Genomic DNA, 23,302 nt, shown 5'->3' on the forward strand with positions numbered 1-23,302 from the left:
TTCTGAAATTACTATACAGACTTCCCCGTTTGTGCCGCAATTGTGAAGGCGGGGCCTGCGTCAATTTGGACGCACGCTTCGACAACCTGCTTCTTAGTAAACGGACCCCGCCCGCCTGGAATTGACTTAAGTCAAATCTCGCAAACGCAAAACGCCCGGCGGACATCTGGCCGCCAGGCGTTTACGCAGGATAAATTATTAAAAGAGACCCGAGCCTCAGATAAGTCCGGTCAGGAGACCGGCGCCCGCAACGGCAGCTACGCCGCCAGCGCTACGCACCACGACGGCGCCCCGACGCTGGCCGAAACGGGCGATCATGAGGCCGAGGCCTAGGCCGGCCACATGCAGCAAGGCGGTCGCGATCATGAAGCCAGCAGCATAGGCAACCCCCGCTGCAGTTTCGGGCATCTCGGCGCCATGCGCGTGACCGTGGAAGATCGCAAACAGACCGACGATACCCATGGCGACTGACGTCGAGGCGCGGATGTTCAGCGCAATGATTGCGCCGAGCACGATGACGGAAAGCGCGATGCCTGTCTCAACGAAAGGGACATTAATGCCGGCGATGCCAAACGCTCCACCGAGAGCCATGACGAGAAGGAAGGTTGCAGGCACTGCCCAGACGGCCCGGCCGCCGAGCTGGAAAGCGAGTATGCCAACCATGACCATAGCAAGGATATGATCCAGGCCGGAAATCGGATGACTGAAACCATGGGCAAGACCGGCCGCTTCGCCGACACCGGTATGGGCGTAGGCGGCTACCGGAAGCGCTGCGGCGGCGAGCGCAAGGACGCTGCTCTTGAAGACTGATTTCATGATGGAATTCCCTCTGTTTTATAGATCCTGCGGCCGCCGATCGCTCAGTCCCGGTTGCAAGTCGCTTTCACAAACTAATCCAACGAAATTTCTTCGTCAACGGAAAGCGAGAGAATAGTTAGTAATTTCAAGTGCTTATATCGTAGGCAATTGCCGTTTTGAAGGGCGTCTTCACAAGCGCCCGCCAACGGTACTATCAATCACGTTGCGGCGGTGGGAGCCATCGCATCTTGAGGAGGATTCCATGACGAATACCGAAAGGCCGCTGGCGATCAGTGCGCCGGAGCCGCGTACGCTCGACCTGATCTTCAGCGATAAGGCACGCGCCGAACTCAATGCGAAATATGAGATCATCGAAGCCGATCCCGAAAACATCGCCGGTCTCGGCGACAATATTCTCGGCAAGGCGCGCTACATCATCGGCCAGCCACCGCTTTCGGCTGAAACGCTCGGCCGTATGCCGCAACTGCGCTCGATCCTCAATGTCGAGAGCAATCTCCTCAATAACATGCCCTACGAGATCCTCTTCCAGCGCGGCATTCATGTGGTGACGACGGGGCAGGTCTTTGCCGAGCCGGTGGCGGAGATCGGCCTCGGTTTTGCGTTGAGCCTCGCGCGGGGCATCGTCGATGCCGATGTCGCTTTCCGGGAGGGCAACGAGATGTGGGGCGGCGAAGGCAATACAAGCGCCCGGCTGATAGCGGGCTCCGAGATCGGCATTATCGGTTTCGGCGACCTCGGCAAGGCGTTGCGGCGGGTTCTGTCAGGCTTCCGGGCCAGGGTCAGGGTCTTCGATCCCTGGATGCCACGCTCGATCCTGGAGGAAAACGGCGTGGAGCCTGCGACCCTGAGCGACGTGCTGACGCACAGCGATTTCGTTTTCGTCGTCGCCTCCGTCACCAGCGAGAACAGGGGCTTCCTCGGCGCGGATGCGTTTGCCAGCATGCGAAAAGGCGCCGCCTTCATCCTGCTCAGCAGGGCTGACGTCGTGGATTTTGATGCGCTGATGGCCGCCGTTGCGTCAGGCCATATCGTCGCGGCAAGCGATGTCTATCCGCAGGAGCCTCTGCCATCAGACCATCCGGTGCGCCGCCTCAAAGGCTTCATTCGCTCGGCCCATCGTGCCGGCGCGCTCGATGTCGCGTTCAAGAGGATGGGCGATATGGTGCTCGAGGATATGGATCTGATGGACCGCGGCCTGCCGCCCATGCGCTGCAAGCGGGCGGAGCGCGAAACGGTCTCCCGTATGCGCTCCAAACCCGTTTCGGTCAATTAAGCGGCGCGTTGGCCAGTGCCCTGGATGGCAGCAAGCTTCCAGTCGGCCCCTGGCTTGCGCACGAAGGTCCAGATTTCCGTGCTTTCACTCGGGCGGCGGTCGTCGCCCGAGACGACACGGCCGCTGCCGCGCTCGACCATGGCGTCGATCGAGGAATAGCGCATCGCCAGCGTCGCATATTCTTGACCGTTCTCGCGCCAGGCTTCGGCAATATCGCCCTGCAGCAGCTTAACGTCGGAAACCTGGTTGCGCACGCCATTGGTGGCATTCTCGCCAAGCTCTTCGGCAAGGTAGGACATGGCTTCCGGCGTCGTCAGGCGGCGCAGCGTGCCATAGTCCTCTGCCCCATAAGCGGTCTGAACCTTTGTCAGCAATTCTTCGAATTGGTCGAGGTCAGCCTGGGCAAGTCCGATCTCATCGTTCGGGCGCGCATTAGGCCGCTTGCTGCCGGAGCCCGACCCGATTGCCGGAATATGGAAGGACGAACCGCCGTTGGCCGCCGACATGCCGTAGGACTGCGGTCCGCCATAGCTCTGGCCGCTTGCGCCGTAGGACGGTTGGCGGCGATTGGCGAAGAAGCGCATGGCTAGGGTGATCGCTCCGAAGATCAGCGCGATCTGGAGAAGCATGCCAAGGAAACCGAAGCCGCCGCCGAAACCGTGGCCGAGCAGCATGCCGAGCAGACCGCCGGCAATCAGACCGCCGATCATCGAACGGCCGAAGCCGCCAAAAAAGCCGGGACGCTGCTGGGCATAGCCGGGCTGTTGCGTGTTATAAGGCGCAGTTGTCTGCGGGCGTGGCGTCATCGAGCGCTCGATGGGTGCGACCGGGGCAGGGGCAGTCTGCGTGGCCGGAGGCGCGCTGAAGGTACGCGTGCCGCGGCTTCCGAATCCGCCAAAGCTGCCGGCACGGCGCGCGTCGGCGTCTCCGATCGAAGCAAAGACGGTGGCGCTCGCAAGAACGGCAATCGCCGCGATCCTGGCAAAACGCGAAACGGCAGTGGGCATTCTTTCATCTCCTATCATGCGCTGAATGGCATGTCGGGACCTAATATAGGTATTCTTTCTGCGCTGTGTAGTTGTGCGCCGCTACTGACAGACGTCGACCCATTCGGCTTGGGTGATTTCTGCCAGTCTCTCGGTGGGGATGCGCACCGCGGAATTGGTCGAGCCGGCGGCCGGAACGACCTCATCGAACTGCTTCAGCGACATGTCGCAATAGATCGGTAAGGGTGCCGGCAGGCCGAAGGGGCAGACGCCGCCGACCGGATGGCTCGTTACCGCCAGCACTTCCTCCGCGTCGAGCATGCTCCCCTTGCCGCCAAAAGTGTCCTTGAACTTCCTGTTGTCGAGACGCGCCATGCCGCTCGCCACGATCAGCATGATGCGATCACCGACGCGCAGGCAGATCGTCTTGGCGATCTGTGCCGGCTCGACGCCATGGGCTTCTGCGGCGAGGGGGACTGTCGAAGAACTGCCGGCCGTTTCGATGATGGCGATGTCGGGGGCATTGGCGGCGAAGAAGGCGCGGACGGATTCGAGGCTCATGGGTGGATACTTGTGAGAGGACAACCGGTCTGGGCCGCATGATGCGGACGTGGGAATTCACGCATTCGCGGCCTAACTTAATATTTAAATTTCAGAAAATTCAATCGCTTAGTTCCCGATAGATTATTTCCATACTTTCGAACAGGCAACCTGGATTGTTCCCGATTTCTAAGTCATGGATATTGCTGGAAAAACTGGCAGTTTCGCGGCGAGGATAACATAGTGGGCAAGCCGAACTATCGGGATATCGCCCGCCAGGCGGGCGTGGGGACAGCAACCGTGGAACGCGTTTTGAACGGCCGCGGCGGTGTCCGTCCCGAACTGGTCGAGAAGGTGATCATTGCTGCGCGCAGCCTGGAGTACCCGCGCACGCTTCCCGATACCCATCGTGGTCTGTTGCGCATAGAAGTACTGATGGTACGACCCGAGACGACCTTTTATCAGCGGCTGTCCAAAGCCTTCGAGCGGATCTCGGCGACGCTGGATCCGTTGGTCGTTGTGCACCGGAGTTTTACTGAAGAGATGAGGCCAGAGGAGATTGCCCGGCGCATTCTCTCGACGGACCTTCCGCGCGCGGGGCTCATTCTTGCAGTGCCTAGCAGTCCGATGATCAGGGCGGCTGTGGAGAAGGTCATTGCGCAAGGCTTGCCGGTGGTCCACGTCGTTACCCGCGCCTCGAATCGATCAGGCGAATTCGTCGGCATCGACAATTATGCCGCCGGCCGGACGGCGGCGCTCTTCATCAGCCGCATGGCCCGCAGGCAAGGCCCGGTCGTTGCAATCTGTCACCCGATCTATCAGGTTCACCGTGATCGCATCCGCGGATTTTCGGAGTATTTTCTGGAGCATCCCGGCGCCACCAGCTTCCAGTGGCTGGGCTTCGGTCTCGATGAGGAACACCATAGCGCGGAGCTATTGGCTTCGGCACTGAAGACCTATCCTGATCTCGCCGGCCTCTATAATGCCGGAGGCGCCAATTCCGCCCTCATAGAAGTGCTTCGACGCCAGGCACGCGAGCGCAATATCTTCTTCGTCGGTCACGAACTGACCGATTACACGCGCAAAGCCTTGCAGGACGACATCATGGACGTCGTGCTCGACCAGGCGCCGGAAGCGCAGGCCAGGCGATCGCTCGATCTCGTCCTGCGCCGTATCGGGCTGACCGATATCGAGCCGGATCGTGCGCCTATCCGTTTCATCACCATCACCAAGGAAGGGCTTTGATCTGATTTGATCAAGAATGGCTTCGGCGACGCGACGGACCCCTGTTAGTTTCAAAGCAGGGAGGAGAGCCGGAGCGCTGAGAGGAGCGACACCGGATGGGGCACACCAGGCGCTCTCCTTCAACAGAACATGTGCGACACGATTTCTGTCCGCCTGAAGGAGAATGCAATGGACGATCTGAAATTCGGCACGCGCAACAAGCGCGGCGACTGGGCGCCAAACCAGCCGGTTGAGACCGCGCCGCTGTTTGTGTTCCCGCCGCGGCTGATGGCCATCCTGAAATGGCTGCCGCATTATTTCTTTCCGTGGAATGCGATCTTCGCCGCTTCTGCCGTTGCCTATTGGGCCTGGGTCATTCCGCCAATGGAAACGATGCGGACATTCAGTGTCGGCTGGATCTCCTGGCTCTACGCCGTCAATGCGATCTGCGTGCTGCTGTTTTATGGCGCATTCGAGCTGCATCTCTACGTGCTGAAGCGGCAGGAAAACCGCTTCAAGTATAACGGCAAATTCCCTTCCGAGCAGAAGAACAAGGCGTTCTGGTTCGAGAGCCAGAATATCGACAATATATTGCGCACTTTCCTTTCAGGCGTGACCATCTGGACGGCGATCGAGGTGGGCATGTTATGGGCTTATGCCAATGGCTACGCGCCGTGGCTGAGTTTTGCCGAGCATCCCTGGGCGCTTGCCGTCGTAGCGCTGGTCGTGCCGATCATCCACGAATTCCACTTCTTCTGCATCCACCGGCTCATCCATACGCGCTTGCTCTACAAGTGGGTACATTCGGTCCACCATAACTCGGTCAACCCGTCGCCCTGGTCGTCACTGTCGATGCATCCGGTCGAGCATCTGCTCTATCTCGGGACGGCTTTCTATCACTTGGTCCTGCCGTCAAACCCGATCCTCATGCTCTACCAACTGCATTATGCGGGCTTCGGCGCCATTCCGGGTCACGTAGGCTTCGACAAGGTTGAGGTGGGTGAGGACAAGCTGGTCGATAGCCATGCCTATGCACATTACCTGCATCACAAATATTTCGAGGTGAATTACGGCGATGCGCTGATCCCGCTCGATAAATGGTTCGGCACCTGGCACGACGGCTCGCCGGAAGGCCAAGCCCGCATGCAGGAGCGCTACCGCCGCCGCAAGGAGAAGCTCGCCGCCCGCAAGGCCGGCATGGCAATCAAGGGAGCCGCCGAATGAACTGGATCACCGCCTGCAAACTCGATGACATCGAACAGGAAGGTGCAATCCGTTTCGATCATGGCAGCCGCACCTATGCTATCTACCGCGGTCCTGATGACAGCGTCTATTGCACCACCGGCCTTTGCACCCACGAGGCAATCCATCTCGCCGATGGGCTGGTCATGGATTTCGAAGTGGAATGTCCCAAGCATTCCGGCGCTTTCGATTACCGCACCGGGGAGGCGCTGCGGCTTCCGGCCTGCGAGAATTTGAGGACCTATCCCGCCGAGGTGATTGACGGGGAAGTTCGAGTGGCTCTCGCCTGAGCCTACAACGTCAGCAGGCCTGAGCGGCCTCCGGAATTCATCGGGTGGCCCGGCACCCATTGGGAGGAAATCATGAAGTCATTTTGTGTGGCGGCTATCCTGGCCGCCCTGACGGCAAGCGCTGCCTCGGCCGAAACCATCGGCGTCTCGATGCAGAGCTTCGACAATAATTTTCAGACGTTGTTGCGTGACGGTCTGAGCGCACGGGCATCCCAGGTAGGCGGGGTCACTCTGCAGATCGAAGATGCGCAGACGGATGTCTCCAAGCAGCTCAATCAGGTGAATAACTTCATCGCCGCGGGCGTGGATGCGATCATCGTGACACTGGCCGATACGTCAGCTGCGCCCGGGATCAGCGCGGCAGCCGAGAAGGCCGGTATTCCGCTCGTCTATCTCAATCTGCAGCCCGATAATGTCGGCAGACTTCCCAAAAACCAGGCCTATGTCGGCTCAAAGGAAACTGATTCCGGACGGCTGGGGGCCGAAGCCGCCTGCGAAATCCTGAAGAAAAATGGAAAGGCCGGCGATGCGCAGGCCTATATCCTGATGGGAGACCTTGCGCATCAGGCCTCGCGCGATCGAACTTCATCGGTAAAGGAAACGCTCGCGGCCGGCGGTTGCAAGGGCGTGACCATCGCCGACGAGCAATCGGCTGCTTGGACGCGCACCAATGCCATGGACCTCACCACCAATTGGATCACCGCTGGCCGTCCGATCGATGCGGTCTTTGCCAATAATGATGAAATGGCGATCGGCGCGATCCAGGCGCTGAAGGCCGCAGGTGTTCCGATGGACAGCGTCGTGGTCGTCGGCATCGACGCGACGCAGGATGGCCTCGCTGCCATGGCAGCCGGCGATCTTGATGTGACGGTATTCCAGAACGCCAAGGGGCAGTCTGCAGGTGCGATGGATGCGGCGGTCGCCCTTGCCCGTGGCCACAGCGTCGATAAGCAGGTCATCATGGTGCCGTTCGAACTCGTCACGCCGACCAACATGGCCGGCTACGCCCACCAGAACTGATCCTCCCTGGCTGGCGTCTCCTCCTCACGAGCGCCGGCCCTTTTTATGGAGAGCTTATGAGCGGAATTGTCATCATCGGTGCGGGAGAATGCGGAACACGCGCGGCATTCGCTTTGCGGGAAGCGGGATATTCCGGATCGCTAACCTTGGCGGGCGCCGAACCGCATCTGCCCTACGAACGGCCGCCTTTGTCGAAGCCGATGGATGGCGCAGTGCGGATGAAGTTGATCTGTGCCGAAGAGGTGCTGGCAGCCGCCGGCATCGACTATCTGAAGGGAGTTTCAGCCTTAAAGCTGGACGCTGATGCTGCTACCATCTTCTTGAGCGACGGTCGGGTCCTGACCTATGAAAAGCTGCTGATGGCCTCCGGCGCGCGCCCAAGAAGGCTTGCTTGTCCGGGCGCGGAACGCGCGCTCGACTTTCGCACCCATGCCGATGCCGAGGCGATTTTCGCCAATGCCCGGCCAGGCCGAAGCGTCGTCATTATCGGCGGCGGCCTGATCGGCATGGAGCTCGCATCCGTCCTTCGCGGAAAGGGTATCGCGGTCAGTGTCATTGAAGCAGCGCCGAAAATTCTGGGACGCGCCGTTCCGCCGCGATTTGCCGAAAAGCTGCATGTCAGGCACATCGCCGAATGCGTAGGCTTCCACCTCGATCGGGGTGTTGCCGCCATCAGCGATGACGGTGTCCTTCTGACGGATGGCAGCATGGTTCGTGCGCACGTCGTCGTCAGCGCCATTGGCGTTATGCCGGAGATCACTTTGGCGCAGGAAGCCGGGTTGGCGACAGGCAATGGCATCCTGACAGATGCCCATCTTCGCACCAGCGCGCCAAATATCTTCGCGGCAGGCGACTGCGCAGCCGTGAGCCAGCCCGGTGGCGGTCACACCCGGTTCGAAAGCTGGCGGAATGCGAGAGCCCAGGCCGAGGTTGCGGCGCGCAATATGACCGGTTCAGCAGAGGCTTTAGCCGCGATCCCCTGGTTCTGGTCCGATCAATATGACCTTGGCCTCCAGGTGGTTGGCCTGCCGCAGCCGGCGCATCAAAGCGTGGTCCGTTCGCTTGGCGATGGTGAGCTTGAATTCTATCTGGAAGGCGGCCGTCTCGTCGCCGCAGCCGGACTTGGTGTCGGCAACCGTCTTGCCAAGGATATCAAGCTTGCCGAGATGCTGATTGCAGCCGGCGTTCATCCCGATCCCGCCGCTCTCGCCGATCCGAGCCTGAACCTCAAGGCGCTCCTGAAGAGCGCAAGGGCGGCATGATGCAGAAGCTCATGATCTTCCAGTCGCTCTGGGCCATGGAGCGCCGGCACACGGACGGATATGAGCGCAGTCTCGATGAGAGCATCGCGATGATCGCGGAGGCCGGTTTCGATGGCATCAGCGCCCACTATACGAACCGCGCCGACGTTATCAGGCTGAATGATGCGATCCGCGGCACCGGATTGAAGATCGAAGGCGTCTGTTTTCCCTGCACAGTCGAGGATTTGCGCCTGCCGCTCGCGCTTGCCACGGAATTTCCCGTCAACCATATCGACCTGCAGCCCGATATCCGCCTGCGCCGTGTCGAGGATTGCCTGCCGGTCCTGGATGGCTGGATGCAGCTTGCAGAGGATGCCGGCGTTCCCGTCTTCATCGAGACCCACCGCAACCGGATGACGACGGATCTGTTCTTTACGCTCGACCTGCTGGAGAAGAGGCCGGATCTGCCGCTGCTCGCCGACCTCTCGCACTTTACGGTCGCACGCGAGTTTGCCGATCCGGTTGATGCCGAAACCCACGCCATGATCCGTCGCATCCTTCGGAATGCTCATGCCTTTCACGGCAGGGTCGCATCATGCGAACAGGTGCAGATCGAAATCTCTTTTCCTCACCATCGGCCCTGGATCGACCTCTTCCTTCAATGGTGGGACTACGGCATGCGCGATTGGCGCAGTCGCACCGCTTCGAATGCCGAGCTGGTCTTCACCTGCGAGTTGGGGCCGCAGCCCTACGCGATCACCGGGCGAGACGGGAACGACACCACCGATCGATGGGCCGAAGCTCTACTGCTTCGGCAGATGCTTCGTGATCTCTGGGCTGGGATGTGATCGCTATGGCTCCTTTGGCCGCAACCCGGCATGGATGATCTCGTCTCGAAATCATCCATGCCGGATATGCCCGCGATATTGGCGGAGGAGCCCATCTATTCATCGGGCAAAGCGAGGTCACGGCGCAGCCAGGACGGGAAGGTGTCGAAGCCGTTCACCATGCGATGACGTCTCCACCGGGCAACGATCGTTGCGACGAGAATCTCTCTGAAACTGAACCGCGAGCAAAGCTCGCCCATGGATGTTGCCAGGCTTTCGCCGGCGTGTTGATTGGTCATGATTATCAGCGGTCAGAATTCCAGACCGCCCCTCTTTCAAGCTGAGAGTGCGTAGCGCCGTGCGCAAACGTTGCCGTGCCCAGACGCCGCGAGCGAAAATGGGTGCCATCTCTGGATGGTGAAGCTTGAAAGGTCTCGGAAATGATCGAGGGTTAGGAGCTTCGAAGGCCTATGCCAAAGAGGCGTTGGACGAAGAAATAACTGTCATTGCACGCCTCCATTGTTGAGTTGCTCCGGCGCAATCATTAGCCGATTGCAAAAGTACAGGCAAGAGCGCGGTCTCGCATTTGAAAAGCCGACGGCGTGATCGTGGCGAGAACATGTCGCGGTTCTTGACGTTGCCCCGGCATCGCGATTGCTGATTTTCACTGACAACCGATCTGGCTTTTCCGTCGGCGATTGACCGCGCCGAGAACATCGTCATAATAAATTTGCACACGTGCTCAATTTTGTCATTTGGCCGTTACGTTAGCCCCCTAGAGCGGGACATGCCACGTTTTCGTGGGGCTTTCGGAGCGGCCGTCAACGCCAGTGATGACCCGTCAAGAGGCCTCACACTGCTCTTCTGGGGAGATGAAGAAAATGACTCTTTTGCCGAACCTGAAATCCCTTACCGTCGCGGCCGCCATCCTGGCTTCGACCTCTGCATTCGCGCTTGCCAAGGATGTCCACATAAGCGTCTGGGCCGGAGGCACCGGCCCGAACGACGTCTATCGCCTCGACGCCATCGAGATCGCAGCCCAGCAGTTGCAGCGCGAAGCTGCGTTGAAGGGCGAAGACCTGAAAATCACCGTCGAGAAAAAGCCCTATTCCGCCTGGGAAGATTTCAAGCAGGCGCTGACCCTTGCTGCAGAAGCCAAGACCGCTCCGAACATCGTCGTCAGCGGTCATGAAGACATTGCGCCCTGGTCGCAGGCCGGTCTCATCGTTCCGATCGAGGACTATGTCGATCTCGACTCCTGGCCGCTTAGCGACATCTATGAAAATCTGTTGAAGATCGCCTCCTACAACGGCACCGTCTATGGCATTCCGCAGGATGCCGAATCTCGGCCGATGTTCTTCTGGAAGCCCTACATGAAGGCGATCGGTTACAGCGACGCAGATCTCGATGCCTTGCCCCAGAGTGTCCAGGACGGCAAGTACACGATGAAGAACCTGCTCGAAGACGCCAAGAAGATGCAGGACAAGGGCCTCGTTCAGGCCGGTTACGGTTTTTATCCGCGCGCCAGCAACGGTCCTGATTACTGGCAGTTTTACACCAGCTTCGGCGGCACGATGGAAGAGGGCGGCAAGCTCGTCTTCGACAAGGCAGCGATGACTCGCACCTATCAGTTCTTCGCCGATGCAGTTAAAGTAGGCGTCACCAAGAAGAACCACATCGGCATGCCGGGCGATCAGTGGTGGAAGGAAGTCGCCACCGGCAAGGCCGGTATCTGGGATGGCGGCACCTGGCACTATGCCCGCCTCGTCAACCAGGAAGGCCTCAAGGACTTCTTCGGCAACGTGATCTTCACGCTCATTCCGGCCGGCGAAGGCGGCAAGGCCAACACGCTGACGCATCCGCTTGTCTACCTCCTGACCGCAGGTCACGACCAGGAAGACACTGAGATCGCCGCTCAATTGGTCAAGATCGCCTCCGAGCCACGCACCAACGCCTTGCATGCGATCAAATCAGCCCATCTCGGCATCTCCAAGTCGGAATCCACCGTGGATTTCTACGCGGCCGACCGATGGACCCGCGAAGCCACCGAGCGCCTGCTGCCGCATGCCAATGCGATGCCGAACAATTCCGATTTCGGCAAGTACTGGAACATCATGTGGAAGAACCTGGAAGCATCCTGGACCGGCGCCAAGACCGTAGACGCCGCGGTCGGTGATGCCGAGAGCGAGCTGAAGAGCACGCTCGGCGACAAGATCGTCATCCGCTAAGATCGAGGCACTCTGCCGGGCGGCGGCACCGCCGCCCGATCGGTCCGCGATGAGGGGGCTTCCATGAAATCGTCCAGAGCGCTCGGACTGGTGATGATCGCGCCTGCCGCGATCATGATCGTCTTGTTCTTCTTGATGCCGGTGGTTCTGACGGCGGTCTTCTCGATGACCAACATGACAACCGCGACCGGCATTTCCGGCGGCGTCTACCAGATCGCACCCAACTCTCTGATCGCGCTGAAAACGGCGATGCCCGAGATCGCGGCCGAAATGGCCGAACCGCGCTATACGATCGACGAGGCGGGCCTCGCGGCCGTCGAGGGTCTCGGGCTTGCGCCGGGGATTGCCGCCGAATTGCGCACCAAACATATGGGCGAGGTCTTTCCGACACGCCGCGACGTCGAGCGGATGATCAAGGATCTCGCCGACCGGCCTTCAACCCGCGACGTCAAGCAGATTTCCGAACAGTTCAATCGTTCCGTTCTCAACACCCGCTTCGACAGCAAGGAGCAGCTCTTTTCAGCGCTGGACAATCTGGGTTTCAAACTGACGCCGGAACAGAAAGAAACTGTCGCCAAGACCACCTATACCGGCTGGGTGTGGACATCAGACAATTTCTCGCGCATGACCGCTTCGCCCGACATGGCGCGGGTGCTTTTCAACACCGCGCTCTATGTCGCGCTGGTGCTGATACTCTTCAATGTCGGTTATGCGCTGCTGCTCGCTATTTGGACGCATTACATGCCGCCGACGCTGGCTTCGATCTTTCGCGGCATTTGGCTTCTGCCGCGGATTACCCCCGTCGTCATCTACGTGATGCTGTGGAAATGGCTTGCCTGGGATACGGGCTTCATTTCAATCCTGATGGGCAAGTTCGGCTATCCGCCGAAGAACTACCTGCTCGACAGCGCTTACAATGCCTGGTTCTTCGTCGTGCTGATCAACGGCTTCATCGGCGCCTCGATGGGCATGCTGGTCTTTTCCTCGGCGATGAAGGCCATTCCGAAGAGCCAGTTCTATGCGAGCGAGGTGGACGGCGCCTCGCGCTGGCAGCAGATCCGCTACATCATCCTGCCGCAGATGCGTTGGCCGATCCTCTTCGTCACCTGCTATCAGACGCTGTCGCTGCTTGCATCCTTCAATGAAATCCTGCTCGCCACCAATGGCGGACCGGGCAACGCGACCGAGGTCTGGGCGCTCTCCGCCTATCACACGGCGCTCAGGAATTATGCCGGCAATCTCGAATACGGGCTGGGTGCCGCCATGGCGCTGGTCCTCGTCGTTATCGGCGTGGCGCTATCGCTCCTTTATCTGCGCGTCTTCAACTATGGCACGCTCGTCGCCAAGCCCTTGATCGAGGATTGACCATGGCCGAACGATCACAGCCCTCGGCAAATTATCGCAGCTGGCCAGTCATATCGGCGCTGACCATCGTCAGCCTGCCGCTGATCTTGATGTATGTCTATCTCTTCCTCGACACGGTGACAGTGAAGCAGCCGGATGCGCTTCTGCCCTCCGGCTTGACGCTCGCCCACTGGCGTTTCCTGTGGCAGACGACGGCGGGCAAGGCGAACATCTGGCATGTGACGCTGAACACGTTGTTGTTTTCGGCCTGCACCACCAGCCTGGTGCTCATGGTCTCGTCGATGGCAGGCTACGTGCTGTCGCGGCTAAACGTGCCGGCGCGCGGCTTCTTCCTCGCCGGCGTGATGGTGCTGCACGCCTTCCCGTCGGTGACGCTGATCATCGCGATCTTCATCGTGCTGCAGATGATCGGCCTATACAATTCGCTGATCGGCGTCATCCTGGTGAAGGCGGCGATCGACCTTCCGCTCGGCATCTGGCTGATGAAGGGTTTTTACGACACCGTGCCTTGGGAAATCGAAATGGCCGGCGTCGTCGACGGCGCCTCGCGTTTCCGCGTCTGGCGAAGCCTCGTTCTGCCGCAGGTCAAGCCTGGCATCATGGCGCTCGGCCTGTTCTCCTTCCTTGCCGGCTGGGGCGAATTCATCCTGCCGCAGGTGCTGGCGCCGGGCAATCAGGTGCAGGTGCTCTCGGTCTATCTCGCGGCCTTCCTCGCCGACGACAACAATTACGATTTCAACATGTTCAAGGCGGTTGGCCTCTTCTACCTCATTCCGGTGCTGATCGCTTACGCGCTCTTCAACAAATATCTCATGAACATCTACGGCGGCGGGAGCAAAGGCTGATGCGCATCCTCCTCGACAATTTCTCGAAGAGCTTCGGCTCCACCAAGGTCATCGAGAACATGAATCTCGAAGTCGGCAGCGGCGAGATGCTGGCCCTGCTCGGCCCTTCCGGCTGCGGCAAGTCGACGACGCTCTTTTCTGTCTGTGGCATCCATAGGCCGAGCAGCGGGCGCATCCTCTTTGGCGACCGCGACGTGACGGACCTGCCGAGCCAGGCCCGCAACGTCGGCGTCGTATTCCAGTCCTATGCGCTCTATCCGCACATGACGGTTGCCGAAAACATCGGTTTTCCCCTCAAGGTGAAGGGCGTCAACGCCACAGAAATCCGCAAGCAAGTCGACCGCATTTCCGGGCTTGTTCACATCAGCAACCTCATGGAACGCCGGCCAGCCGAGCTTTCGGGCGGTCAGCAGCAGCGTGTGGCACTTGCCCGCGCCCTCATCCGCAAGCCGGATGTGCTGCTGCTCGACGAACCACTCGCCAATCTCGATGCCAAGCTGCGGCTTGAAATGCGTTCTGAAATCCGTCGAATCCAGCGCGAGACCGGTATCACCGCCATCCTCGTCACTCACGATCAGGTGGAGGCGATGAGCATGTGCGACCGCATCGCCATCATGAAGGAAGGCGAGATCGTGCAGATCGCGACACCAGCCGAAATGTACAACGACCCGCGGACGTCCTTCGTCGCCGGCTTCCTCGGCAATCCGCCGATTACCTTCCTGCGCGGCGTCATGAAGGATGGCGCTTTCGCCATGCCGGAGAGCGAAATCCGCGTGCCGGTATCGGTCCAGGCTGCCGAGGGCACAAAGCTGACGCTCGGCGTGCGCCCAGAGCATTTCCATCCTGCCGGTGACGTCCCCATTGCCGGGAAGGTCACCTTCGCCGAAACGCAGGGCCGCGAAAACCTTTACGACGTGCAACTCGCCGGCGGTTGGCTGCTGCGCTCCATCCAGCCGGTCCGCAATGACATCACCGTCGGCGACGAGGTGAAGTGGGCGATCGACAGCAAGGGCCTGTTCGTCTTCGACGAAGAAGGCCGGAGGCTCTGAGGGATGCGTGATTTTTGCAGTTTTTTCGAACGTTACGGCTGGCCCCGCGACAAGGGATATCTCCCTTTCTGCATCGGCCATCGCGGCGCGAGCGGGCATGAGCGGGAGAATACGCTCGAAGCCTTCCAGCGTGCCGCCGAACTCGGTGCGGAGATGTGGGAACTGGACACGCAGCTTACCCGGGACGGCGTGGTCGTCATCTCTCACGACGATCATCTTGAACGCGTCTTCGGCGTCGACAGGCGCATTTCCCAAATGACGGCCGCCGAACTTGCCACTCTCGAAGGTGTCAATGTTCCGACCTTCGAGGCGGTCGCCGCTCTGGGACGGCGGACCAATACGGGCCTATATATCGAGCTGAAGGAGCCCGGCACCGGACTTCTGTGCTGGAAGCATCTTAGCGAAAAGAACCAGCGCTTTGCCTGCCTCGGCTCCTTCGATACCGCACAAGTGCGCGAACTTCGCGATGCGGGCTGCGATTATCCGCTCTCGGTGCTCATCCGCGTTGGACACGATCCGCATGCGGCGGGTGACGAGGCTGGCGCTAATATCCTGCATCTCTGCTGGGAACGAGCCGGCGAACGGCCGCAGGATCTCGTAAACGAAGAGCTGATGCAGCGCACTTTCAGTAAGGGCCGCGAGATCGTGCTGTGGCATGAAGAGCGGCCGGCCATCCTTTCCGACATCATGAAACTTCCGGTGCTCGGCATCTGCACGGACTTGCCCGATCTGATGCGCCCGGCCCCAAGGGACGAAAGACATGGCAGACAAGGATAACAAGGGACCGAGAAAGGTCACGTCTTTCGACGTGGCGCGTGTGGCGGGTGTTTCGCGTGCGGCCGTCTCGCGCGCCTTCACGCCGGATGCCAGCGTTTCGCCGAAGACGCGCGAAAAGGTCTACCAGGCCGCCAAGGATCTGGGTTACCGGGTAAACTATCTCGCCCGCAGTCTCACCAACAAGCGCTCCGATCTCGTCGGCCTCGTCGCCGCCGGCCTCGATAACCCGTTTCGCACATTGCAGATCGAGCATCTGGCGCGTGTGCTGATTGCACGCAATTTCCGACCGATCCTATTGCCGACTTCGAAGGAAGCGGACACATCCGCCGTTATCGGTCAGCTTCTGCATTATGCCGTTTCCGGCGTCATCGTCACGTCGGATGCTCCACCGACTGAGATCTGTGAACAATGCGCGGCTGAAGGCGTGCCGATCGTGCTGATCAACAAGGGCGATGATATTCCTTTTGTCGACCGCATCATTTCCGACGATCGCATGGCCGGCCATCTCGCCGCCACGCATCTGATCGAAAACGGCGTCAAGGCGCCGGCGGTCATTGCGGCACCTGCCATTTCTTATACGGCAAGGCGGCGCAGCGAAGCCTTCATGGCGGCCTGTCGGCAGCTCAGCCTCGATCCACGCATGATAGAGGTGAAAATCAATGATTATCAGAGCGGCTATGACGCAGCCGCTAATCTTACCTCGCTCCGTATCGACGGCCTCTTCTGCGCTAACGACTATATGGCTTGCGGTGTGATCGACCGCATCATGAAGGGACTCGGTCGCGAGGATCAGCCGCCGTTGCGCATCGTCGGCCATGACGACATTCCCCAAGCAAGTTGGGCGGCTTACGGCCTCACGACTATCCGCCAGCCTTGTGATGTCCAGGCCGAACAAACGGTCGATCTGCTAATGAGCCGGATCGCCGAGCCGGATATGACGGCTCGTGTCGAATTTACTCCCGTGACGCTGATAAAAAGAAGGACTACCTGATGAATTCCGCATTCGATGCTTCAGCCCTGACCGCGCGGGCGGAGGTCGCAATCGAGGTGGCCCGCGGGGTTGGACGCGAGGCCGCACGCTTCAGACGTGAAGGAAATCCGGCCGCACTGCACGTCGAAAACAAGGGGCTGCAGGATTTCGTTACCATCGCGGACAAGCAGGCGGAACAGGCAATTCACCAAGGCCTGCTGGCGCGCTTTCCTGACGATACTTTCATGGGTGAGGAGACCGGCGGACAGTCCGGCTCTGCCGGCACCTGGGTCGTCGATCCGATCGACGGCACGACCAATTACATCAGAGGCTTTCGTCACTGGGGCGTTTCCATCGCGTTCGTCCTTGGCGGAACGGTGGAGATCGGCGTGGTCTATGATGCGGCCAACGATCAGGTTTTTTCCGCGATCCGCGGCAACGGCGCCTTCAAGGAAGGCCAGCCGATCCAGGCCGCTCCAACGACTGATCCCGCCAATGCGATCGTCGTGCTCGGCCATTCGCGCAAGACGAGTTTTGACGACTATGCGGCGCTTTCGAAGCGGCTCCATGAACGCGGCATGGATTATCGCCGCATGGGTGCAGCGGCAGTCGATCTCGTACGTGTCGCGGAAGGCGTTTCTGATCTATTCTACGAACGGCATCTCAATGCCTGGGATATGCTGGCCGGCGCGCTGATTGCCGCCGAGGCCGGTGCCAAGGTCGCCATTCCGCCTGTCGACATTCTGCTGAAGGATGGCGGCCCGGTTATCGCCCATTCGCCAGGCCTGGCAGAGGAGTTTGCCTTTCTCATCGAATTCGAGGGATTGGCGGGCTGATCAGCCCGCCATGCGCGCCAGCCACGCTCGCTCTGTCGCTGGGGCCTCGTCTGTGGTGACCTGATCGGGCTTCAACGCCATCAGCGCTGAGAAATTCGTCCATTCGGCATCGCTGAAGCCGCTGTCTGGGTTCTTCAATGTGAAGGTCCAGGCATCAACCCGTTTACCCTCGCTGTGGCAGAGCGCGATCATGTCGAGGCCGGCCTTTGCAGCATCGAGCAGCATCTGCCAGTAGAGATAGACGGTTTCCGGTGCGGTCGGGCCGCGCAGATCGGCAAGCAGTTCCTTTTCGACCGCTTTCCAGCCTTCGGCCCTGTAGATATTGCCGAGCTTGTCGGTCGGGTCGATTCCGCGGCGCAGATGCGGCAACTTCTCCTTGACCGCCAGGATCAGCTCCAGACTGCTGGCGCTAACGATGACGGAGGCAGAAATCTGCTGCAGGCGTTCAGCCAGGTGGGCAATGCCCTTTTCACCGATCGCTTCGTAATCGTCCTTCATATCGAACTGCAGCAGCGCATCCGGATGGGCCGATTGCAGCATGGCGGCCAGATCTTCACTGTAGAGGAGGGGACGATCGCCGTCCTTCATGCGCAGGCCGCGCAGCTCCGCGAGGCTCTTTTGGGCGATCAGACCGTGCCCCGTCGTCTCGCCTTCCAGTTCCTCGTCATGCAGCACGACAAAACCGCCATCGGCGCGCACCCTCAGGTCGAGCTCCATCGAGGCGCCGAGTTTGAAGCCTTCCGCCATCACCTCCGCCGAAAAGAGCGGATCGGCCATGCGTCGGCGCAGCCGGTGCCATTTCAGCAGGGTCGCATGGCCCTCGAACACGATCTGAAGTCCGCTTGCATCCGACATTCTGTCATCCTCGGCATATTTGTCTTCGATCCTTAGTGCATTGGAAAAGCCCGATTCTCAAGAGGAGTTCGCAAACCCGGTCAAGGTCGAGATGAAGCCTTTTTCGCAGGCCGCTCCTAAAGCGGCATCTTGATGCGATGCAGTCACGCAAATTAGAATACAATTTTTATAGATAATATATCCCGGCGGCGCGATCCGTGGGAAAATCGCCACTCGGTTTTCCCAGGAGGTGGCGTATGTTTGCAGCGTTCAAAACGTTCCTTGTGAGGTTTTTCCCGGGCCGCGAGCGACCAATGTTTGAAACAATCGCCCGTGCGACGGCAGAGGATTCGGAAAGCCGCATGCACAGTCTGCGGGAGGAGGAGCTCTTTTTCTGGCAGCCGACGCCGTTCTCCTGGTATTGAAGTTAGGCGTTATAAGTCTTGGCGACCGCCTCCGATGCGTCGCCGACATCCGCCGGCAAGCCGGCCTGCCGCAAGGCCTCGCCATAGGCTACGACACCTGCGAGGACAGTCTGGAACGTCGCTCGTGGTCCTGTATGGTTCAATCGAATGAGATGCGACAGGTTGGTGCCGACACCGGCTGTCAACTCAACGCCCAGCCTCGCCGCAAAGCGGATGACGAATGCCGCTTCTATGCCTGCCGGTACGGAGACCGTGGTCACCAGATTTGACGCCTGTTCGGCAGGCACCCAGAGGTTGGCTCCCAGCGCTGACAAACCGGCCCGGCTTGCGGAAGCAGCCTTCTCATGGCGGGTGATGATTTGTTCGATGCTCTCTGCCTCGACCCGATCGAGGGCCGCTTCGAGTGCGAAGAATTCCAGCGGCGCGGGCGTTCCGGGCAGGGCGCCGTGGCCGTCATCCAGCCATGCCTTCAGGTCGGCCAGTGACAGGATGGAATCGCGCGGCGCATCGTCACGCAGGATCAGTTCCCAGGCGCGCGGGCTGACCGACAGAGCGGAGACGCCCGCAGGTCCTCCAAGCGCCTTCTGCGGGCCGATGACGGCTATATCGATGCCCGATCTATCGACATCGAGTCGATGACCGCCAACGGACGCAACTGCATCGACCACCGTAGCAATGCCCCGCGCCCGTGCCAGGACTATAATCTCAGGCAGCGGATTAAGAATACCGCTGGTCGATTCGGCGTGAACAAGCGCCAGTACATGGATGCCGGGATTGGCATCCAACGCTTCGGCAACCGTCTCGGCGTCGATCGGCAGGCCGGGTTGAGCGCTGATGTCGATGACATTAGCGCCGCCACGCCGCAGCCATTGTCCGAACCAGCCGCCATAGGGGCTGGTAACGATGTTCAGCGCCGAAAGGCCGGGCCTGGCAAGGCTGGTCGCGACAGCTTCGAGCGCTACGACGGCTTCGGCTTGCACCAGCAGCACGTCGTTGTCCGTCTTCAGGGCGGCGCCGATGCGGTGGGCGAGAGTGGCGTAACGTTTGGCCGGATAGACCGGCGCACCGTAAAGCGGGTTCCAGACTTCGGTCATGGGCGGCTCCTTCAATCGGGTTCGGTCACGAGGCGCGGCACGGCTGCGACGAGCCGGCGCGCCGCATCGGATCTTGGTGTCGTGACGATATCGGCTGCCGGTCCTTGCTCGACAATGTGGCCGGCATCCATGACTGCGATACGATGCGAGATGGCCCGCACCACTGCAAGATCATGGGAGATGAAGAGATAGGCAAGGCCGCGCTCGCGCTGCAGCGCGACCAACAGTTCGAGGATACGGCCACGAATGGTGACGTCGAGCGCGGAAACGGCCTCGTCCAGCACCAGCAGAGATGGCCTCGGGGCAATGGCCCGGGCAATGGCAACGCGCTGGCGCTGCCCTCCCGAAAGCGTGTAGACCGGGCGTGAGGCAAAGGCGGCGGGGAGACCGACACGTTCGAGCAGCGTGAGGATTTCTGTCAGCCGTTGCCTGCTGTTGGCGATGCCGTGGATGCGTAGCGGGTCGCCCAGAACTGAGGCGACAGAGGCCAGCGGGTTAAAAGCCCCAAGCGTATCCTGAAACACCATCTGCATGCGCGCCCGCCTGCGCCGCAGTTCTGCGCCGCGAAGTGAAAGCCAGTCTTCTCCCGCAAAGCGGATGGAGCCGGAATCGGGCTGTATCAGGCGCAGGAGCACGCGCGACAAAGTCGATTTTCCGCTGCCTGAAGCGCCAACCAGTCCCAACGTCTCGCCTGCTGCAATCCTGAGAGAAACATTGTCGAGAGCGGCAACATGCCCGCCTGTCGTGGAATAGGCCTTCGACAATCCGTCGATATGCAAAAGCTCGCTCATGGGGCCACTTCTGCAATCAGCGGCGGCGTGGAAAGATCGCGATGGCTGGCAATAAGGGCGGCGGTATAGCTTTCTGCCGGCGACGACAGTACCGACCGGGTAGTGCCGGCTTCGACCAGTTCTCCATTACGGAAGACGGCGATGCGATCGACGAAACCGGAGGCGATCGCGATATCATGGGTGATGAACAGCAGTGTCATGCCTTCTTCCCGCACCAGTCCATCGAGCAGGTCGAGGATTTCAGCCTGTACCACCACGTCGAGTGCGCTGGTCGCCTCGTCGGCGATCAGCAAGGCGGGCTTGGCTGCAATCGCCGCGGCAATCGCCACGCGCTGCCGTTGGCCGCCTGAAAGCTGGTGCGGGAAAGCGCGCATGGCCCTTGCGGGCTGCGGCAAGCGCACCCGCTCCAGAAGTTCTTCGGCATGGGCATAGGCTTGTTGCCAACCGAGGCGGAGGTGTCTTTCGGCAGCTTCGGCAACCTGTTCACCGATGGTCAGCACCGGATTGAGGCTGGTGCCTGGATCCTGAAACACAAAACCGATATCGCGGCCGGGCACAGGAGCGCGGCCGAGTGCTGGCCATGTTATTTCGCCTTCGATCCTGGCCCGTTCCGGCAAAAGATCGGCGAGCGTCCGGGCAAGCGTGCTTTTGCCGGAACCACTCTCGCCAATAATCGCCAGCCTCTCCCCCCTGACAATGTCGATGTCGACGGCTCTCAGCGCCGCCTCCCGTCCATAGCGGACCGAAAGGCTTCTCACGCTGCAGAAGGGCGGGCTCATCGGGAGCCTCCGTCAGAACCAAGCACTTTAGTCAGGCCCTCGCTGAAGAGGTGGACGCCGAGCACGGTGATCGCCAGCGCCAGGCCAGGCAGAACCGAAAGATAGGCGGCCGAGCGCAGTACGCTGCGGCCTTCGGCGATCATCGAGCCCCAAGTGGCGAGATTGGGATTGCCGAGACCGAGGAAGGAAAGGGCTGCTTCCGTGAGGATTGCGCCGGCAACGATTGTGGCCGACAGCGCCAGCACCGGTGGAAGGGCATTCGGGAGGATTTCCTTGAAGGCGATCTCGGCTGGATGCATTCCAATCACACGCGCGGCTGCGACATAATCCCGCTCTCGGATGGACAGCACCTGTGCCCGCGTCAGCCGTGCCGGATCGGCCCAGGTGCCAAGCGCAATGGCAAAGACGACGACGGGCGTCGACACGCCGATAGTGCTGACGAAGGCGAGCGCCAGCAGAAAGCCCGGAACGATCTGGAAGGCGTCAACCACACGCATCAGTGTCTCGTCGACCAACCCGCCGGCAAAGCCCGCGGCCATGCCGACAAAGAGACCGAGCACCATGGCGGAGAGGGCGGCGGCAATACCGACAGCAAGCGAAGTCCGCGCGCCGTGGAGAAGGCCGGCGAGCACATCGCGGCCCAGTCGGTCCGTGCCGAGTGGCAGGCCCGGATCGGAGAAGGGCGTAAGCAACGCCCGGCCAGCAATACGCAGCGGATCCCCGGGGGATATTGTCGGGGCCAGCAGGCCGGCAATGAACAGAGCCGCCAGGATGAAGAGCCCGATCGTGCCTTCTGGGGTCCGCAGGAGACGCCTTAGCAAGGTCATACGCAGCCCTCCGACGCGCCGATGCGCGGATCGAGCGCCGCATAAACGAGATCGACGATGAAATTGACGCAGATGACGAGAACGGCGCTCGTGACGATGATACCCATCAGGAGAGGCGCATCGCGTCCGTTGACGGCCTCCTGTGCCAGCCTGCCGAACCCCGGAATGGCAAAGACGCTCTCGATGACCACGCTACCGCCGAGCATGGCGGCGGACTGCAGGCCGAGCATGGCGACAAGCGGCACGAGCGCATTGCGTGCCACGTGCCGAAGCACGATGCGGCTGCGCGATAGGCCTTTTGCCCGGGCAAACAGAATGAAATCGAGCTTCCACGCTACCGCCATGCCGGATCGCATGACGCGCAAGAACAGCGCGAGGTAGATAAAGGCGAGAGCTCCTACAGGCAGTGCAAGATGTTGCGCGATATCGAGAGCGCGTGAAAACCCGGTCTTTCCGGAGGCAATGGTTTCGATACCGGCGATCGGCAGCCAACGCAGCTCGACCGAAAAGAGGATGCTGAACACCAGCCCCAGCCAGAAGCTCGGGATGGCATAGACGATCAGCGAGCCGATCGAGAGAATACGATCCCGAAGGCTGCCTGGCTTCGCGCCGGCGAGGATGCCGAGCGTCGAACCCAACCCGAAGGACAGGGCCGTGGCACTGCCCATCAGGAGAAGCGTGTTCGGCAGCCTCTCGACGATGAGATCCCGGACGGGACGGTTGAAGGCCACTGACCAGCCGAGATCGAGGCGGCCGAGTGAAGACAGATAGAGCCAAAGGCGGGCAAAGACCGATTGGTCTAGGCCGTAACTCTCCCGCAGCGACTTGATGAGTGCGGCATCACCGCCACCGATCGAACCAAGATAGGCGTCGACGGCGTCGCCGGAGGCGGATTCCAGCAGGAAGAAGCTGAAGATCACGACGATCAACAGCACCGGGATGCTGCTGATGATCCTGCGTCTCAGGAGGAGAAGTGCACGTTTCACGCCGGACGAGGCCTCTGCCGCAATTGCGCCTTCG

At 60.5% G+C, this 23,302-nt stretch carries 25 protein-coding genes; 15 read left to right on the forward strand and 10 right to left on the reverse strand.

The annotated features are described in order from the left end of the window. Nucleotides 1-216: 216 nt before the first annotated feature. A complete protein-coding gene (locus FHT92_RS19285) occupies nucleotides 217-816 on the reverse strand; it encodes a HupE/UreJ family protein (protein ID WP_183828315.1) in 600 nt (199 codons plus the stop codon). 244 nt (nucleotides 817-1,060) lie between these two features. On the opposite strand from FHT92_RS19285, the gene FHT92_RS19290 reads away from it, so the two are divergent. Further along, a complete protein-coding gene (locus FHT92_RS19290; protein ID WP_183828318.1) occupies nucleotides 1,061-2,092 on the forward strand; it encodes a hydroxyacid dehydrogenase in 1,032 nt (343 codons plus the stop codon). On the opposite strand, the gene FHT92_RS19295 is transcribed toward FHT92_RS19290, so the two are convergent. Both FHT92_RS19295 and FHT92_RS19300 read right to left on the reverse strand, forming a co-directional pair. Further along, the gene (locus FHT92_RS19295; protein WP_183828321.1) at nucleotides 2,089-3,099 is read right to left on the reverse strand and encodes a Tim44 domain-containing protein; all 1,011 of its coding nucleotides are present in this window, start codon (nucleotides 3,097-3,099) and stop codon (nucleotides 2,089-2,091) included. The genes FHT92_RS19290 and FHT92_RS19295 overlap by 4 nt on opposite strands. A gap of 81 nt (nucleotides 3,100-3,180) precedes the next feature. Further along, nucleotides 3,181-3,639: a YbaK/EbsC family protein gene (locus tag FHT92_RS19300; RefSeq protein ID WP_183748247.1), complete on the reverse strand. Its 459-nt coding sequence runs from the start codon at nucleotides 3,637-3,639 to the stop codon at nucleotides 3,181-3,183. A 222-nt stretch (nucleotides 3,640-3,861) separates the two neighbouring features. On the opposite strand from FHT92_RS19300, the gene FHT92_RS19305 reads away from it, so the two are divergent. The 6 genes from FHT92_RS19305 (at nucleotide 3,862) to FHT92_RS19330 (ending at nucleotide 9,483) form a co-directional block, all read left to right on the forward strand. Next, a complete protein-coding gene (locus tag FHT92_RS19305; RefSeq protein ID WP_183828324.1) occupies nucleotides 3,862-4,863 on the forward strand; it encodes a LacI family DNA-binding transcriptional regulator in 1,002 nt (333 codons plus the stop codon). A 168-nt stretch (nucleotides 4,864-5,031) separates the two neighbouring features. Beyond that, the gene (locus tag FHT92_RS19310; protein WP_183828328.1) at nucleotides 5,032-6,066 is read left to right on the forward strand and encodes a sterol desaturase family protein; all 1,035 of its coding nucleotides are present in this window, start codon (nucleotides 5,032-5,034) and stop codon (nucleotides 6,064-6,066) included. Then, the gene (locus tag FHT92_RS19315) at nucleotides 6,063-6,374 is read left to right on the forward strand and encodes a MocE family 2Fe-2S type ferredoxin (RefSeq protein WP_183748253.1); all 312 of its coding nucleotides are present in this window, start codon (nucleotides 6,063-6,065) and stop codon (nucleotides 6,372-6,374) included. Before FHT92_RS19310 ends, FHT92_RS19315 begins: the two co-directional genes overlap by 4 nt. A gap of 72 nt (nucleotides 6,375-6,446) precedes the next feature. Further along, nucleotides 6,447-7,394, forward strand: coding sequence for a substrate-binding domain-containing protein (locus tag FHT92_RS19320; RefSeq protein ID WP_183748255.1), 948 nt, complete (start codon nucleotides 6,447-6,449; stop codon nucleotides 7,392-7,394). Between the two features lie 56 nt (nucleotides 7,395-7,450). Continuing rightward, a complete protein-coding gene (locus FHT92_RS19325) occupies nucleotides 7,451-8,656 on the forward strand; it encodes an NAD(P)/FAD-dependent oxidoreductase (protein ID WP_183828331.1) in 1,206 nt (401 codons plus the stop codon). Next, nucleotides 8,653-9,483 (forward strand): sugar phosphate isomerase/epimerase, encoded by an 831-nt coding sequence (locus FHT92_RS19330; protein WP_183828334.1) that lies wholly within the window; start codon nucleotides 8,653-8,655, stop codon nucleotides 9,481-9,483. Before FHT92_RS19325 ends, FHT92_RS19330 begins: the two co-directional genes overlap by 4 nt. Nucleotides 9,484-9,578: 95 nt before the next feature. Here the strand turns inward: FHT92_RS19330 and FHT92_RS19335 are convergent, their stop codons facing one another. Beyond that, nucleotides 9,579-9,761, reverse strand: a complete 183-nt coding sequence (locus FHT92_RS19335; protein ID WP_183828337.1) for a hypothetical protein — start codon at nucleotides 9,759-9,761, stop codon at nucleotides 9,579-9,581. A 582-nt stretch (nucleotides 9,762-10,343) separates the two neighbouring features. Between FHT92_RS19335 and FHT92_RS19340 the strand changes: the two genes are divergently transcribed. The 7 genes from FHT92_RS19340 (at nucleotide 10,344) to FHT92_RS19370 (ending at nucleotide 17,532) form a co-directional block, all read left to right on the forward strand. Then, nucleotides 10,344-11,690, forward strand: coding sequence for an extracellular solute-binding protein (locus tag FHT92_RS19340; RefSeq protein ID WP_183828340.1), 1,347 nt, complete (start codon nucleotides 10,344-10,346; stop codon nucleotides 11,688-11,690). A 63-nt stretch (nucleotides 11,691-11,753) separates the two neighbouring features. Further along, nucleotides 11,754-13,055 carry a carbohydrate ABC transporter permease gene (locus FHT92_RS19345; RefSeq protein WP_183828343.1) on the forward strand — a complete coding sequence of 434 codons (1,302 nt, stop codon included), beginning with the start codon at nucleotides 11,754-11,756 and terminating at the stop codon, nucleotides 13,053-13,055. A gap of 2 nt (nucleotides 13,056-13,057) precedes the next feature. After that, a complete protein-coding gene (locus FHT92_RS19350; protein ID WP_183828346.1) occupies nucleotides 13,058-13,900 on the forward strand; it encodes a carbohydrate ABC transporter permease in 843 nt (280 codons plus the stop codon). Continuing rightward, the gene (locus FHT92_RS19355) at nucleotides 13,900-14,949 is read left to right on the forward strand and encodes an ABC transporter ATP-binding protein (RefSeq protein ID WP_183828349.1); all 1,050 of its coding nucleotides are present in this window, start codon (nucleotides 13,900-13,902) and stop codon (nucleotides 14,947-14,949) included. Before FHT92_RS19350 ends, FHT92_RS19355 begins: the two co-directional genes overlap by 1 nt. A 3-nt stretch (nucleotides 14,950-14,952) precedes the next feature. Continuing rightward, nucleotides 14,953-15,726 carry a glycerophosphodiester phosphodiesterase gene (locus FHT92_RS19360; protein ID WP_183828352.1) on the forward strand — a complete coding sequence of 258 codons (774 nt, stop codon included), beginning with the start codon at nucleotides 14,953-14,955 and terminating at the stop codon, nucleotides 15,724-15,726. Continuing rightward, nucleotides 15,710-16,717, forward strand: coding sequence for a LacI family DNA-binding transcriptional regulator (locus FHT92_RS19365; protein WP_183828355.1), 1,008 nt, complete (start codon nucleotides 15,710-15,712; stop codon nucleotides 16,715-16,717). Before FHT92_RS19360 ends, FHT92_RS19365 begins: the two co-directional genes overlap by 17 nt. Next, complete coding sequence (locus tag FHT92_RS19370) at nucleotides 16,717-17,532, forward strand: inositol monophosphatase family protein (protein WP_183828358.1); 816 nt, start codon at nucleotides 16,717-16,719, stop codon at nucleotides 17,530-17,532. Before FHT92_RS19365 ends, FHT92_RS19370 begins: the two co-directional genes overlap by 1 nt. On the opposite strand, the gene FHT92_RS19375 is transcribed toward FHT92_RS19370, so the two are convergent. After that, complete coding sequence (locus tag FHT92_RS19375) at nucleotides 17,533-18,387, reverse strand: glycerophosphodiester phosphodiesterase family protein (RefSeq protein WP_183828361.1); 855 nt, start codon at nucleotides 18,385-18,387, stop codon at nucleotides 17,533-17,535. It abuts the gene before it with no gap. Between the two features lie 236 nt (nucleotides 18,388-18,623). Here FHT92_RS19375 and FHT92_RS19380 point away from each other — a divergent pair, with 236 nt between their 5' ends. Continuing rightward, a complete protein-coding gene (locus FHT92_RS19380) occupies nucleotides 18,624-18,791 on the forward strand; it encodes a hypothetical protein (protein WP_183828364.1) in 168 nt (55 codons plus the stop codon). Nucleotides 18,792-18,793: 2 nt separating this feature from the next. Here the strand turns inward: FHT92_RS19380 and FHT92_RS19385 are convergent, their stop codons facing one another. Genes FHT92_RS19385 through FHT92_RS19405 form a run of 5 tightly spaced genes read right to left on the reverse strand, consistent with a single transcriptional unit; the run spans nucleotide 18,794 to nucleotide 23,268 of the window. After that, nucleotides 18,794-19,885, reverse strand: coding sequence for a pyridoxal-phosphate-dependent aminotransferase family protein (locus FHT92_RS19385; RefSeq protein ID WP_183828367.1), 1,092 nt, complete (start codon nucleotides 19,883-19,885; stop codon nucleotides 18,794-18,796). Nucleotides 19,886-19,896: 11 nt separating this feature from the next. Next, nucleotides 19,897-20,676: an ABC transporter ATP-binding protein gene (locus tag FHT92_RS19390; protein WP_183828370.1), complete on the reverse strand. Its 780-nt coding sequence runs from the start codon at nucleotides 20,674-20,676 to the stop codon at nucleotides 19,897-19,899. After that, entirely contained in the window at nucleotides 20,673-21,455 is a 783-nt protein-coding gene (locus FHT92_RS19395; RefSeq protein ID WP_183828373.1) for an ABC transporter ATP-binding protein, read from the reverse strand. Before FHT92_RS19395 ends, FHT92_RS19390 begins: the two co-directional genes overlap by 4 nt. Continuing rightward, nucleotides 21,452-22,282, reverse strand: coding sequence for an ABC transporter permease (locus tag FHT92_RS19400; RefSeq protein ID WP_183828376.1), 831 nt, complete (start codon nucleotides 22,280-22,282; stop codon nucleotides 21,452-21,454). Before FHT92_RS19400 ends, FHT92_RS19395 begins: the two co-directional genes overlap by 4 nt. Further along, entirely contained in the window at nucleotides 22,279-23,268 is a 990-nt protein-coding gene (locus FHT92_RS19405; protein WP_183828379.1) for an ABC transporter permease, read from the reverse strand. The genes FHT92_RS19400 and FHT92_RS19405 overlap by 4 nt, the downstream gene beginning before the upstream one ends. Nucleotides 23,269-23,302: the final 34 nt, after the last annotated feature.

Source organism: Rhizobium sp. BK377 (assembly GCF_014193935.1).
Taxonomy (GTDB): domain Bacteria; phylum Pseudomonadota; class Alphaproteobacteria; order Rhizobiales; family Rhizobiaceae; genus Rhizobium.

What these genes read in the sequence shown, in the direction of transcription:
- FHT92_RS19340 (WP_183828340.1), top strand. Translation starts at nt 10,344, where the DNA reads ATGACTCTTTTGCCGAACCTGAAATCCCTTACCGTCGCGGCCGCCATC.
- FHT92_RS19325 (WP_183828331.1), top strand. Translation starts at nt 7,451, where the DNA reads ATGAGCGGAATTGTCATCATCGGTGCGGGAGAATGCGGAACACGCGCG.
- FHT92_RS19315 (WP_183748253.1), top strand. Translation starts at nt 6,063, where the DNA reads ATGAACTGGATCACCGCCTGCAAACTCGATGACATCGAACAGGAAGGT.
- FHT92_RS19355 (WP_183828349.1), top strand. Translation starts at nt 13,900, where the DNA reads ATGCGCATCCTCCTCGACAATTTCTCGAAGAGCTTCGGCTCCACCAAG.
- FHT92_RS19370 (WP_183828358.1), top strand. Translation starts at nt 16,717, where the DNA reads ATGAATTCCGCATTCGATGCTTCAGCCCTGACCGCGCGGGCGGAGGTC.
- FHT92_RS19380 (WP_183828364.1), top strand. Translation starts at nt 18,624, where the DNA reads ATGTTTGCAGCGTTCAAAACGTTCCTTGTGAGGTTTTTCCCGGGCCGC.
- FHT92_RS19335 (WP_183828337.1), bottom strand. Translation starts at nt 9,761, where the DNA reads ATGACCAATCAACACGCCGGCGAAAGCCTGGCAACATCCATGGGCGAG.
- FHT92_RS19330 (WP_183828334.1), top strand. Translation starts at nt 8,653, where the DNA reads ATGATGCAGAAGCTCATGATCTTCCAGTCGCTCTGGGCCATGGAGCGC.
- FHT92_RS19350 (WP_183828346.1), top strand. Translation starts at nt 13,058, where the DNA reads ATGGCCGAACGATCACAGCCCTCGGCAAATTATCGCAGCTGGCCAGTC.
- FHT92_RS19295 (WP_183828321.1), bottom strand. Translation starts at nt 3,099, where the DNA reads ATGCCCACTGCCGTTTCGCGTTTTGCCAGGATCGCGGCGATTGCCGTT.
- FHT92_RS19310 (WP_183828328.1), top strand. Translation starts at nt 5,032, where the DNA reads ATGGACGATCTGAAATTCGGCACGCGCAACAAGCGCGGCGACTGGGCG.
- FHT92_RS19390 (WP_183828370.1), bottom strand. Translation starts at nt 20,676, where the DNA reads ATGAGCGAGCTTTTGCATATCGACGGATTGTCGAAGGCCTATTCCACG.
- FHT92_RS19320 (WP_183748255.1), top strand. Translation starts at nt 6,447, where the DNA reads ATGAAGTCATTTTGTGTGGCGGCTATCCTGGCCGCCCTGACGGCAAGC.
- FHT92_RS19300 (WP_183748247.1), bottom strand. Translation starts at nt 3,639, where the DNA reads ATGAGCCTCGAATCCGTCCGCGCCTTCTTCGCCGCCAATGCCCCCGAC.
- FHT92_RS19345 (WP_183828343.1), top strand. Translation starts at nt 11,754, where the DNA reads ATGAAATCGTCCAGAGCGCTCGGACTGGTGATGATCGCGCCTGCCGCG.
- FHT92_RS19290 (WP_183828318.1), top strand. Translation starts at nt 1,061, where the DNA reads ATGACGAATACCGAAAGGCCGCTGGCGATCAGTGCGCCGGAGCCGCGT.
- FHT92_RS19285 (WP_183828315.1), bottom strand. Translation starts at nt 816, where the DNA reads ATGAAATCAGTCTTCAAGAGCAGCGTCCTTGCGCTCGCCGCCGCAGCG.
- FHT92_RS19400 (WP_183828376.1), bottom strand. Translation starts at nt 22,282, where the DNA reads ATGACCTTGCTAAGGCGTCTCCTGCGGACCCCAGAAGGCACGATCGGG.
- FHT92_RS19365 (WP_183828355.1), top strand. Translation starts at nt 15,710, where the DNA reads ATGGCAGACAAGGATAACAAGGGACCGAGAAAGGTCACGTCTTTCGAC.
- FHT92_RS19385 (WP_183828367.1), bottom strand. Translation starts at nt 19,885, where the DNA reads ATGACCGAAGTCTGGAACCCGCTTTACGGTGCGCCGGTCTATCCGGCC.
- FHT92_RS19375 (WP_183828361.1), bottom strand. Translation starts at nt 18,387, where the DNA reads ATGTCGGATGCAAGCGGACTTCAGATCGTGTTCGAGGGCCATGCGACC.
- FHT92_RS19360 (WP_183828352.1), top strand. Translation starts at nt 14,953, where the DNA reads ATGCGTGATTTTTGCAGTTTTTTCGAACGTTACGGCTGGCCCCGCGAC.
- FHT92_RS19395 (WP_183828373.1), bottom strand. Translation starts at nt 21,455, where the DNA reads ATGAGCCCGCCCTTCTGCAGCGTGAGAAGCCTTTCGGTCCGCTATGGA.